The organism is Corynebacterium sp. CCUG 71335 (genome assembly GCF_024454075.1).
Lineage (GTDB): Bacteria > Actinomycetota > Actinomycetes > Mycobacteriales > Mycobacteriaceae > Corynebacterium > Corynebacterium genitalium.
Window position 1 is genome coordinate 14,502 of sequence record NZ_JAGPYY010000009.1, and the last position, 11,557, is coordinate 26,058.

The window sequence follows — 11,557 nt, forward strand, 5'->3', positions numbered from 1 at the left end:
TGCGGTCCGGGCTTCCCGGGCTGTTGTGACCTGACGTTCTGTCCAGTCACCTGTGTAATGCGCAGCCTATGCCCAAGGTTCCCGGAAGGTTTGAAGTTTTTCTCAAACTTTCCACCAAAAATGTCAAAACACCAGGTTAAGATCTGCTTATACCTGAGAAGATACTTCTTCTCTCCGCTGAATAATGCGCAGCAAGAGATAATCTGGGCTTAAATGGCCGTCATGGAACCGACCACTTCTCAGGCTGCTCAGCACACTGCTCAGCAGGCATCGCCGCAGCGACGAAGTCCGCGGGAATCGCTCGACCGAGCGATGGACATTGCACGTCGCTACGGCCAGAATTCTGCCGTCGATGTGGCTGAGAACCTCTTGGACGCACCTTTCCGCACGGGCACAGTCGTTGTCGTCGGCGAGATCAAGCGAGGCAAGTCCTCCCTTGTCAACGCGCTTGTGGGGCAGCGGGAGCTGTTGCCGGTGGACGTGTTGACGTCGACAAGCGCCCCGATCCGCGTCAGTGTCGCCCCGGCAGGGGAGGGGCCGATCTCCCCGCGCGTCGAACTCAACCGCGGCGACGGGCGCCAGCCCATTGACATCGCCGATTTGCCGCGCTACGTCACCATCGACGGCATGGAGGGCTCACGTAGCGGCAGCGACGACGATGAGCTGGCTACGGCAGCGTCGATCGAGTTGGAATGGCCCGCACTTGCAGGCACGACCATCGTCGATACGCCTGGCGTGGGTGGTCTTGACGAGCACGCGGTGAAGGCGTCCTTCAGCGAAGCTCACCGTGCGGGCGTGTTGCTCATGGTGTGCGATGCGTCGACGCCGATCACGAAGCCGGAGATGGACATTCTCGCCGAAGCGCGCCAGGAGGTCGGCGCCGTGATCGTCGCTGTGACCAAGACGGATAAGAACATCCGCAGGTGGCGGGCGATTGTGGAGGACAACCGCAGGCTCATCCGCGAGCACCTCGGTGCCGATGTCCCGGTGATCGGGGTTTCTAGCCTGCGCGCTATGGATTCGGTGGATATGACAGCCACGGACCCGGAGCGTGCGGAGGCGATTGCCCAGCGTAGCGGCATCGTGGACCTCCGCAACGAGATCCACCGCATGTTGAAAGACCCGAAGGCGCTGGGTCTGCGCAGCTCCATCGAATCCATCATGACCACGCTGAACGGTATTCAGAAGCAGATCGCCCGTGAGATCGAACTGAACGCGAAGCCCACGCAGGGAGTGGCCAAGCTGGAGGAGGAGCAAAAAGAGCTTGAGGAGCTCAAAGAGCACGCCTCCGAGTGGGAGCAGTTGCTCGCCCGCGATATCCAGCTCATGCGTAACCGCATCACCGACGAGCTGGACCAAGACATCGAAGCGCTGCGCAACGGATGGACGCAGCGCATCAACAAAGAGGGCATGCGCGTCCTGCGCTCGAAGCCGCAGGTGTTCACCAGCCAGATTGAGGCGGAGCTGACGGAACTGATCAGCAGCACCCTGGACAAGCAGCTCGACGGCATCAAGGAACGGGCAGAGCAGTTGTTTCCGGACCGGCCGGAAATTGTCCACTCGGTGCTCAGCGCTGCGGTCAGCTCTATTGCCCCGGAGGCCGTGAAGGGCCGTCAGGTGGACAAGAAGACGAAGGACCTGATGGATCCCTCGATGCTCACCATGGGTGCGATCGGTGCCGGCGCGTTGTCGTTCATCATTCCGTTCGCGCCGCTGGCAGGTGTGGTCTGGGTCGGTGTGAACATGAGCTTCCGTGCTCTGCGCAACGGCAAGACCCACTTGATCCAGTGGTTGCGCGAGATCACGCAGACGACGCGCATGTCCATTACCCGCCTGTTGGACACGATGATCGCCTCCGCCCGCACCGAAATGGTTCTGCGCTACCGCTCGCACTTGCGCCACCGGCAAAAAGAGGTGCAAGAGCACATTACGCAAGCCCGTAACGCCGCCCGCGAGACGGAGACGGAGCGCAAAGAGAAGATCACGCGCCTGTCCAAGAACCAGAAGATCATTGCGGGCACGATCAACGAGCTGAAGACCCACCTCCAGACTCTCTAAGGAGACCACTATGAGCCAGCCCCACCAGAACGGCGCTGAGGCGCTCAACGTTCTTCTCCGCCAGAGCATCGACGCCCTCGGTCAGGGAGGACCGCACCTCGAGCGGCCTGCAGCCGAGCTGCGCGAGTTGGTCTCGCGTCCGCCACGAGTCGCGGTCATCGGACGCTTGAAGTCGGGCAAGTCCACACTGGTCAACGCGTTGACGGAGAGCCGCATCGCGGCGACCGGGTCGTTGGAGTGCACGATGGCAGTCAGCGTCTACGACGAAGGCGCGCCGGCCCGCGCGGAGATCATCGGTCTCGATGGCAAGGTGCAGAGCGTTCCGCTCGCCGGGGAGCCGTTGGCGGATCTGGGCCGCCCGCTCGACGAAATTGATTTCGTCCGCCAGTTCATCCCGATTGCGCGTTTGGCCACGCTCGGCATCATCGACACCCCGGGTACAGCGACGCTCACCGTCGAAAACGAGGCGCGCACGCGGCGCATGCTTATCGACGGCTCCCAGGACACCAAACGAGCCTCCTCCTGGGCCGACTGCGTGGTCTTCTTGTCTGACTCCGCCCCCCGCGACGACGAACGCGCGTTCGTGGCTGATCTGGGAATGACCCCGTTGACGGTGGTGGGTGTGGTCTCCAGGGCCGACTCATTCGGCGCGGGCGCATTCGGTCAGAAGGACCCGCTGGAAGTCGCGCAGGCGTACGCGGGACGTATCGCAGAGCAAATGGGCGGCACGGTCGGCGCGATGGTCCCGTTGTCGGGTTTGCTGGCTGAATCTGCCTTGACGGGTCGGGTCACTGGTGCGGTGGTCCGCGATGTCGCAGCGCTGGCCGGCCTGGACCGCGATGCGATGCTGGAGTTTGTTGAGGCGGAGGATCCGTCGACAAGCGTGGAAGGCTTCACCGCGGACGAGCGCGACCATCTCTTGGACGTCATGGGCGAGTACGGGCTCATGTATGGCCGCACGGTGGCTGCAGAGCAGGGGCCGGCAGGGCTGCTGGAGTGGATGAAGCGAACATCGGGAATTGAGCGCTTGACCACGATCATCACCGAAGAAATGCCATATTTTGCCACTCTGCAGCGCGCAGTACGCGTTGTCGATGCCCTGGACACGCTGTCCAATGCGCCGGAGTCGCGCGACCATGCGCTGTGGGTGCAGTCCGTGCTGGAATCGCAGCCGGCGATGAAGGATGTCATGCTCTACCGCAGTTTCAAGAACACGGCGGCGGATTCGCCGAACTCAACGCTCATCCCGCGGCTGCGGGCAGCAATCCAAGGTTCCACCCCGGCACAGAAAGTCGGCTTGCGTGCCGACGCCCCACCTGAGCGCGTCATTGACGTCCTCCGCAGCGAACTCGGCGAGCTACGTGAGCTTGCTATGACCCCGCTGTCCGCCGCGGAAGATGACGCGCGCGAACGCCTGATTGTGGCCTACCAATCAGCTTGGAAACAGATGACCAGATAGCCAGCACGGGTTAGACTAATGCCCGTCTTTGTGTTTAAGGAGGAAACGGCATGGCCGGTTCGTGGAATTTAGCAATTGACTTCGGTACTTCTAACTCGGCGGCCGCCCACACGAGTCCGGCGGGCGGGGCGATCGAAGCTGTGGCGTTGAGCCACCGCTCCAACCTGATGCCATCGGCCATCTATGTCGATTCTGACAGTAAAAACGTGGTCAGCGGCGACTCGGCGCTGCTCGCCGGGCGGCGCGACCCTTCGCGCCTGGTGCTGTCCCCGAAGCGGTTTATTGATCACGAGACGATTGAATTGGAGGGTGATGATGTCCAGGCGCAGTTGGTTTTTGCTGCGCTGATCGGCGACATTGTGGACCGCGCGAAGTCTCAGCACGCTGGCGTGGATCCGGATACGGTGACGTTGACGCATCCGGAGCGGTGGTCGCACAATGCGGTGGGGAATTTGGTGGATGCGGCAGAGCGCGCCGGAATTCCGTCATCGAAGCTGCGCATGATCTCCGAGCCCCGCGCCGCAGCCATCCACTATGCCGCTCAGCAAAAAGTCCCCGCAGGCCAGCACGTGGCTGTGTTCGACTTCGGCGGCGGTACCTTGGACATCGCGGTGCTGCGCGCGGAGCACAACGGCGACTACCGCGTCGTTGCCGCGAAGGGCGACAACAGTCTCGGCGGCAGGACGATCGACAACCTTGTCTACCGCTGGGTCATTGAGCAGATCGACCACGACGACCCCGACCTGGCCGATTCCTTGCGCACCGCGCCCACGTCCGTGATGAACGCTCTGCAGGAGAACATCCGCGAAGCGAAGGAGATGCTCTCCGACACCTCGTCTGCAACCGTCACCATTTCTTCGCCGTCGGGGGAGAGGGATGTGTTGATTACCCGTGATGAGTTCAACCGGGTGATTTCTTCCCCGATTGGGCGTGCGGCTGAGATGACGCGTGCTGTGTTGGGTGAGGCTGGGGTGACGTCTGCGGATACGCCGATTTATTTGACGGGTGGGTCGTCGCGGATTCCGTTTGTACAGGATGAGTTGGGTCGTGTTGGGCGTGTGATGCGTCTTGATGATCCGAAGACGGTTGTGTGTCGTGGTGCGTTGGTGGCGACGTTGCGTGGGTTTACGCAGTCGGCTCAGGGTGGGGGTCAGCGTTCTGTTGCTCCGGGTGCGAATCCGTTTGGCGGCCCAGCCCAACCCCCGCAAGCTGCGCAAAGCCCGCAGCGTCCCCAAGGCCAGCCTGCCCCGGGCGGTGTGAGCCGGCCGATTGGACAAAGTGAGACGGCGCAACTTCCGCAGTCGCCACGGCCGGGCCAGCGAGACCAGGCTGGCATGCCTGGTCAGCCGGGCCAGTTCGCTGGGGCCGGTGCCGCCGGTGGCGGTGGCCCGTACGGTCAGGGTCCGAGTCAGGCGTCTGGGTTTGCGTCGGTGCCGTCAAGTGGTGCGCAGCAGAACAAGGGCGGTAAGGGTCCGTTGATTGCCGCTGGTGCGGTGGGTGTTGTGGCGTTGTTGGGTATTGGTGGCTGGGCGGTGACTCGTGGTGGGGATGACACTGACGGGTCGACCGAGGCTTCGTCGACAGCACCTTCTGTCAACGAGTCTGGGACCGCGCCCGCGGATGACACAACGTCATCAGCGGCGGCATCTTCGCCAACTAGCTCAACGTCTTCCGCACCTGATGCTAAGTACATTCCAATGGGTGAGCTCATCGGTGATGATGGCTTCCTCCCTCAGCAATTCAAAGATCTGGTGAAAACGTGCCAAGTGGAGGAAGATGCAGCTGAGGAGTGGATTCGATGGATTGAAGATACCTCGGTGAAATCGCATTGGTGCAACATTCCACGGGACGGCGATACAGAAAGCATCTCGTACGCCACAATTCTCAGGGACGACAACGCCACCGCGGCCATCGACATCATGAAGCGTATGGATGGCAAAGACGACTTCACAGTCGAAGAAGATAAGGGCGGAGGGCCTGTCGTCTACATGGTCAAACCCGACAAGTACTCGGGTCCTAATGCCATCATTTACTATCCGGATAAGAAGTTCGCTGTGCATCTCTCGAGCAGAGGCGACGATGATGCGCAGAAGAATGCGTTCATCCAAGACTCACTGAAGGAACTCGGATTCCGCTAATGGCCCAGCGAGCACATTTGCTCGCGGGGGTACCGTAAATAAGAAACGCCCTACGGGCCAGCGCCGCTGGCCACGAGGGCTTCTTTTAGTTTGCCGCGCGCACGGTTAAGGCGGCTTTTCACTGTTGCGACTGGGATGCCCTGGTGCGCGGCGATCTCGTCGTACGACAGGCTCGCGTATTCACGCAACACCAAGACTTCCTTGAAGTCCGGGTCCAACGACTCGAGGGCCTCACGCACCACCATCGTGGTGGTCACGCGCTGCTGGATGGGGGCAGCGCTATCAGCTTCCTCCGCACCGGCCTCATCGTCGGGAAGCTCGCGCTTTTTGCGCATGATGTCCAACGCAGCGTTGGACGTGATGCGGTAGAGCCACGTGGAGAACCTCGCCTCCGGTTTGAACCGTTCGATGTTCTTCCACGCGGAAATCATGGCGTTCTGCATGGCGTCCTCGGCGTCGTGCTGATTGCCCGTCACCGACATCGCCACCGCCCACATGCGTCGGTTCGCGTCGCGGACAAGTTCAGCGAATGCTTTCTCATCGCCGTTTTGCGCGCGAGCGACCAGCTGCTTTTCTGTGTCCCTATCCACGCGCCCTCCTTAAAGCCCTGCCAACGGGTCGTCAGCGCCGAAATCGTCCAAGTCGTCAGAACCGAAGTCATCGGAACCGAACTGGTCGAGATCATCGGAGCCGAGATCGCCGGAATCAGCCGAGCTGTCAGCGAACTCGTCCGGCTGGTCGGGCTCCGGCCAGTCGATCTCGTCGGCATCGTCAGCTGCGCCGGCATCGTCGGACGGAGGAGGGGCTTGCGCGCCGTCGTCAAGCGAAGGCTCGTCGAAATCCGCCAGGTCGATGTCGCCCTCCTCCTCGTACGGCACGAGGCTGTCGGAGTCGGGAACGAGATCGCCGTCGGGTTCGGGTGTTGCGGGGTCGACCGCGATGTCGAGCATGCGCGCAAGCGCATCTTCGGACGGGGCGCTCTCAGCGAAAAGGGAGCTGAAGGGCGGAAGATTCATGGTTTCAGTAGACTCAGTCATCGTCGGGACCTCCTTTCTTGAACAGGTGAGCGCGAAAAACCGCGTGTGTCTTCCGCCAGTGTAATGCTCCGAAGACAAGAAAGGTTCCCGGAGCTGTTTGGTTTTTGTCCTGGGTGCGGTGTAGTCTTTGACAGTCGCTGTTTTGGGGCGCGCCTTGCTGTATTGGAGCATGCGGGCAGGGCTGCCTGGTAGAAACCCTAAAACGCTCAAAGAATCTCACATGATATTCGGTGCTGTGGCATGCCGGTGCCGGACGAGTAGAAGAAAGGGGTAACCCGCTATGTACGCTATCGTCAAAACCGGTGGTAAGCAGCACAAGGTTGCCGAAGGCGACCTCATTCGGGTCGAGAAGATCGAGGGTGAAGCTGGCGATTCTGTGGCACTCACCCCGGTTCTCCTCGTCGACGGCGCCAACGTGACCTCCACCGCCGATGACCTTGCAAAGGTCAGCGTCTCCGCTGAGATCGTGGAGCACGGCAAGGGCCCGAAGATCGACATTCTCAAGTACAAGAACAAGACCGGTTACAAGCGTCGCATGGGCCACCGCCAGCCCAACACCACGCTGAAGATCACTGGCATCAAGTAGGGAGATACACACATGGCAACCAAGAAGGGTGCATCCAGCTCCGCGAACGGTCGTGACTCCGAGTCCAAGCGCCTCGGCGTCAAGCGCTTCGGAGGCCAGCAGGTCAAGGCCGGCGAGATTCTCGTCCGTCAGCGCGGCACCAAGTTCCACCCGGGCGACAACGTCGGCCGCGGCGGCGACGACACACTGTTCGCTCTGACCGAGGGTTCCGTCCAGTTCGGCATCAAGCGCAAGCGCCGCATTGTCAACATCGTCCCCGCTGACGGTGAGGGCGTGTCCTCCGAGGTCCTCGAGGCCGCAAACGAGGCCAACCTTGTTGAGGATGAGGTCGTCGAGGATAAGTCCGCTTCCGCAACCGCTTAAACGCGGCTTGAGCGTCATGCGCCGGTGAACCCAGCTGGGTTTTCCCGGCGCTTTTCGCTTAATGTCAACAAGAGAACACACGCAGCACCGTGTGAAAGGAGCATCACCATGGCACAGTTCGTTGATCAAGCTGTCCTGCACCTGCAGGCCGGCGACGGCGGTCACGGCTGTGTTTCCGTGCACCGCGAGAAGTTCAAGCCGCTCGGCGGGCCCGACGGCGGCAATGGCGGGCACGGCGGCGACATTATTCTGGTGGTGTCCCCGCAGGTGCACACCCTCTTGGACTTCCAGTACCGCCCGCACTTGAAGGCAAAGCGCGGCGGCAACGGCGAGGGCGACAACCGCAACGGCGCCCGCGGTGAGGACTTGGTGCTCGAGGTACCGGTGGGCACCGTCGTGCGCGATGCGGACGGAGAGATCCTGGCTGACTTGAATGCGCCGGGCATGCGGTTCATCGCCGCTGAGGGCGGCTATGGCGGACTGGGCAACGCCGCGCTGGCGACCGCCAAGCGCAAAGCGCCCGGGTTCGCGCTCAAAGGTGAGCCGGGCCAAGCGCACGACCTCATTCTGGAACTGAAGTCCATGGCCGATGTCGGCCTAGTCGGCTTCCCGTCGGCGGGCAAGTCTTCGCTCATTTCCACTCTGTCGGCGGCGAAGCCGAAGATCGCGGATTACCCGTTCACCACCCTGCAACCGAACCTGGGTGTGGTGGATGTCGGACACGACACCTTCACCATTGCTGATGTGCCGGGTCTGATCCCCGGCGCGAGCCAAGGCAAGGGCCTGGGCCTGGACTTCCTGCGCCACATCGAGCGCACCGCCGTGCTCGTCCACGTCGTTGACTGCGCCACGCTCGAGCCGGGCCGCGATCCGCAGTCCGACATTGAGGCGCTGGAGGCAGAGTTGGATTCCTACGCCGAACTCATCGAGACCGAGAGCCACGAATCGGGTCTGGGCGACCTGCGGGAACGCCCCCGCATCATTGTCCTCAACAAGATCGACATTCCGGACGCCCGCGAACTGGCCGAGTTCCTCCATGACGACCTCGCAGAGCGCTTCAGCTGGCCGATCTACACCATCTCCACGGTTACTCATGAGGGGCTGGAGGAGCTGAAGTGGGCGCTGTGGGACGTCGTCAAGCAATCGCGCGCTACCCGCCCCAAGGTCGAAACGGCGACGCACCGTGAGGTCATCCGCCCGCGCGCTGTGGACCACCGTGACGAAATCACCGTCATCCCAGACCCCGAGTTCCCGGGTGCCTGGATGGTGGTCGGTGAGAAGGTCGACCGGTGGATCCGCCAGACCGACTTCGAGAACGATGAGGCTGTGGGCTACCTGTCGGACCGCCTCAACAAGGCCGGTGTCGAGGACCAGCTGCGTGAGCTCGGTGCGAACGAGGGCGACACCGTGACCATCGGCGACATTTCCTTCGACTGGGAACCGTCCATCGGTGGCGATCCGACGCTCGCAGGCCGCGGCCAGGACGCGCGTTTGGGTGGTACGCAGCGTGCGTCGGCAGCCGAACGCAAGCGCGCATCCCAGGCCCGCCGTGGACTCATCGACGAGTACGACTTCGGCGATGACCTGCTTGACCGCCGCGAAGCCGACCGTGAGCGCTGGCAGGGTTAAATGAATCTTCGCCGCGACATCGCCACGGCCAAGCGCATCGTGGTCAAGCTGGGCACGAGCTCGCTTGTCGACGAATCATCGGCCGTCTCCCAAGCCAAGATCGACCGCATAGTCGACGCGATCGAATCCCGCATCGCCTGCGGCAGCGACGTTATTGTTGTCTCTTCGGGTGCGATTGCGGCGGGAATGACGCCGCTCGGGCTGAAAACCCGTCCGCAGGACTTGGCGACGAAGCAGGCCGCTGCCGCCGCCGGCCAGATCCACTTGGCGCAGTCGTGGGGCCAATCGTTCGCCCGCTATGGCCGGACGGTTGGCCAGGTGCTGCTCACCCAGTCCGACGCCGGTGTGCGTGAACGCGCCCGCAACGCCCAGCGCACCATCGACCGGCTGCGGCAGCTGGGGTCGGTGCCGATTGTGAATGAGAACGACACGGTGGCGACGTCGGAAATGCGCTTCGGCGACAATGACCGGCTCTCCGCGATCGTGGCCACGCTGATTTCCGCCGACGCACTGATTTTGCTTTCCGACGTCGACGGCCTCTACGACCGCAACCCCGCCGACCCAGCCCCGAACTTCATCGATGAGGTTCGCAGCGGCAAAGACCTAGACGGGGTCGTCGCAGGAGACGGCGGGCGCTTTGGCACCGGCGGCATGGCCTCGAAGGTCTCGGCAGCCCGCTTAGCTACTCGTGGGGGAGTTCCGGTTCTGCTCACCTCCGCGGAGAAGATCGAAGAGGCGCTGAGCGATGCCCAGGTAGGGACCGTGTTCCACACCCGGCCCGATTCGCGCCTGTCCGCGTGGAAGTTCTGGGCACTCTACGCCGCTGACGCCGAGGGCATCCTGCGCCTGGACGAAGGCGCGGTCAAAGCTGTCACACGTGGCGGAACGTCGTTGCTCGCTGTCGGCATCACCAGTGTCGAAGGCGAGTTCCACGCCGGGAACATCGTGGAGATTCTCGGGCCCGACGGACAGGCAATTGGCCGTGGTGAAGTCGCCTACGGTGCTGCCGAGCTGCAAACGATGCTGGGCAAGCACACTGACGAGCTGCCTGCGCACCAGCGCCGGGCTGTTGTTCACGCGGACTATCTGTCCAACTACGCGTCGCGTCTGTAGGCAGGTTCGTTCTGACGGTAAATCACCACTGCCGATACACGAATGGGCGGTGAAGGGGGCATTAGTTTTTAATATCGCCTTTCGCTGCGCTGGCGCAGCGTTTCCGCAGGTCAGATTCGAGCGGTGGGGTCAAAAGGCGATAATCAAAATGTAGGTGCGCCCGTAACCTGACCGCCCGCATCTATCAGTAGCTCACGAGCCACCGTGCCTCCCGCACTTCAAAACTCTTATAGGCTCGAAACCATGAAGTTCGCTATGCTGCCCAAACCGTGGCCCCGTGCCGTTGCCGAGCTCGAGGCTGCCGGTCACGAGCACGTCGGCATCGATGCCGATCCGGACGTGCTCGTCTATCACGGGGGAGCGGACGGTTTCCCGGAGCAGCTGCCGGAGAGTGTTCAGTTCGTGCAGTTCGCGTGGGCGGGTGTTGATGCCCTCGATGAGGCCGGGGTGATGCGCAATTCTGGTGTGCGCTGGGCCAATGCCGCGGGGCTGTATGACGATACGGTCGCCGAAACCACCCTCGCGCTTATCCTGGGCATCTTGCACCAGTTCCCGCGCGTGAAACCCGACGGGTCGACCACTCGCGACATCGCCTACGAGACGCGCTACCTTATCGAGGACATGACAGTGGCGGTCATTGGTGCCGGTGGAATCGGTAAGAAACTCATTGAATTCCTCTCTCCATTCCGCCGGCATGTGGTTGCAGTGAACCGCTCCGGCCGTCCTGTTGACGGCGCCGACGAGACTATCGCCATGGCCGATGCTGGCGACGTGTGGGGCCGCGCTGACGTGGTGGTTCTGCTCGCCCCACTGACGAAGGACACCCGCGGCATGGTGGACGCTGACGTGTTGGCGCAGATGAAGGACACCGCTGTGCTGGTGAACGTGGGCCGTGGGCCGCTCGTGGTCACCGATGACCTTGTGCAAGCACTACAAAACGGCATGATCGGCGGTGCGGCGCTGGATGTCACTGACCCGGAACCGCTGCCGGCCGATCACCCGCTGTGGGAGCTGGACAACTGCCTGATCACGCCGCATGTGGCGAATATTCCGCGCGTGGGCAAGGAGCGCATCGGTGGGTTGACATTGTCCAACTGGGAAGCGCTCGAACGCGGCGAGGAGATGCCGACCGAAGTCGACGTGGAGGCTGGGTACTAGCTCTAGTCTTGGTCAG

General features: G+C 62.4%; 10 protein-coding genes. 8 read left to right on the top strand and 2 right to left on the bottom strand.

What is annotated here, in order from left to right:
• The first annotated feature begins 222 nt into the window (after nt 1-222).
• The 3 genes from KBX19_RS07550 to KBX19_RS07560 are packed head-to-tail and all read left to right on the top strand — an operon-like array spanning nt 223 to nt 5,655.
• Complete coding sequence (locus KBX19_RS07550; RefSeq protein ID WP_255998182.1) at nt 223-2,058, top strand: dynamin family protein; 1,836 nt, start codon at nt 223-225, stop codon at nt 2,056-2,058.
• Between the two features lie 10 nt (nt 2,059-2,068).
• Entirely contained in the window at nt 2,069-3,517 is a 1,449-nt protein-coding gene (locus KBX19_RS07555) for a dynamin family protein (protein WP_005289170.1), read from the top strand.
• 50 nt (nt 3,518-3,567) lie between these two features.
• The gene (locus KBX19_RS07560) at nt 3,568-5,655 is read left to right on the top strand and encodes an Hsp70 family protein (RefSeq protein ID WP_255998184.1); all 2,088 of its coding nucleotides are present in this window, start codon (nt 3,568-3,570) and stop codon (nt 5,653-5,655) included.
• Between the two features lie 50 nt (nt 5,656-5,705).
• Here the strand turns inward: KBX19_RS07560 and KBX19_RS07565 are convergent, their stop codons facing one another.
• Nucleotides 5,706-6,245, bottom strand: a complete 540-nt coding sequence (locus tag KBX19_RS07565; RefSeq protein ID WP_005289176.1) for an RNA polymerase sigma factor — start codon at nt 6,243-6,245, stop codon at nt 5,706-5,708.
• A 9-nt stretch (nt 6,246-6,254) separates the two neighbouring features.
• Complete coding sequence (locus KBX19_RS07570) at nt 6,255-6,692, bottom strand: hypothetical protein (RefSeq protein WP_040423546.1); 438 nt, start codon at nt 6,690-6,692, stop codon at nt 6,255-6,257.
• A gap of 280 nt (nt 6,693-6,972) precedes the next feature.
• Between KBX19_RS07570 and rplU the strand changes: the two genes are divergently transcribed.
• From rplU to KBX19_RS07595, 5 genes are all read left to right on the top strand, one after another.
• Nucleotides 6,973-7,278 carry a 50S ribosomal protein L21 gene (rplU, locus tag KBX19_RS07575; protein WP_005289184.1) on the top strand — a complete coding sequence of 102 codons (306 nt, stop codon included), beginning with the start codon at nt 6,973-6,975 and terminating at the stop codon, nt 7,276-7,278.
• Between the two features lie 12 nt (nt 7,279-7,290).
• Complete coding sequence (gene rpmA / locus KBX19_RS07580; RefSeq protein ID WP_005289188.1) at nt 7,291-7,641, top strand: 50S ribosomal protein L27; 351 nt, start codon at nt 7,291-7,293, stop codon at nt 7,639-7,641.
• 108 nt (nt 7,642-7,749) lie between these two features.
• Nucleotides 7,750-9,270, top strand: a complete 1,521-nt coding sequence (obgE, locus tag KBX19_RS07585) for a GTPase ObgE (RefSeq protein ID WP_005289190.1) — start codon at nt 7,750-7,752, stop codon at nt 9,268-9,270.
• Nucleotides 9,271-10,383, top strand: a complete 1,113-nt coding sequence (gene proB, locus KBX19_RS07590) for a glutamate 5-kinase (protein WP_005289192.1) — start codon at nt 9,271-9,273, stop codon at nt 10,381-10,383.
• Between the two features lie 243 nt (nt 10,384-10,626).
• Nucleotides 10,627-11,541 carry a D-isomer specific 2-hydroxyacid dehydrogenase family protein gene (locus tag KBX19_RS07595; RefSeq protein WP_255998188.1) on the top strand — a complete coding sequence of 305 codons (915 nt, stop codon included), beginning with the start codon at nt 10,627-10,629 and terminating at the stop codon, nt 11,539-11,541.
• Nucleotides 11,542-11,557 lie beyond the last annotated feature (16 nt).

Coding starts and splice junctions, on each gene's coding strand:
- KBX19_RS07550 (WP_255998182.1), top strand. CDS start 223: ATGGAACCGACCACTTCTCAGGCTGCTCAGCACACTGCTCAGCAGGCA.
- KBX19_RS07555 (WP_005289170.1), top strand. CDS start 2,069: ATGAGCCAGCCCCACCAGAACGGCGCTGAGGCGCTCAACGTTCTTCTC.
- KBX19_RS07560 (WP_255998184.1), top strand. CDS start 3,568: ATGGCCGGTTCGTGGAATTTAGCAATTGACTTCGGTACTTCTAACTCG.
- KBX19_RS07570 (WP_040423546.1), bottom strand. CDS start 6,692: ATGACTGAGTCTACTGAAACCATGAATCTTCCGCCCTTCAGCTCCCTT.
- rplU (WP_005289184.1), top strand. CDS start 6,973: ATGTACGCTATCGTCAAAACCGGTGGTAAGCAGCACAAGGTTGCCGAA.
- rpmA (WP_005289188.1), top strand. CDS start 7,291: ATGGCAACCAAGAAGGGTGCATCCAGCTCCGCGAACGGTCGTGACTCC.
- obgE (WP_005289190.1), top strand. CDS start 7,750: ATGGCACAGTTCGTTGATCAAGCTGTCCTGCACCTGCAGGCCGGCGAC.
- proB (WP_005289192.1), top strand. CDS start 9,271: ATGAATCTTCGCCGCGACATCGCCACGGCCAAGCGCATCGTGGTCAAG.
- KBX19_RS07595 (WP_255998188.1), top strand. CDS start 10,627: ATGAAGTTCGCTATGCTGCCCAAACCGTGGCCCCGTGCCGTTGCCGAG.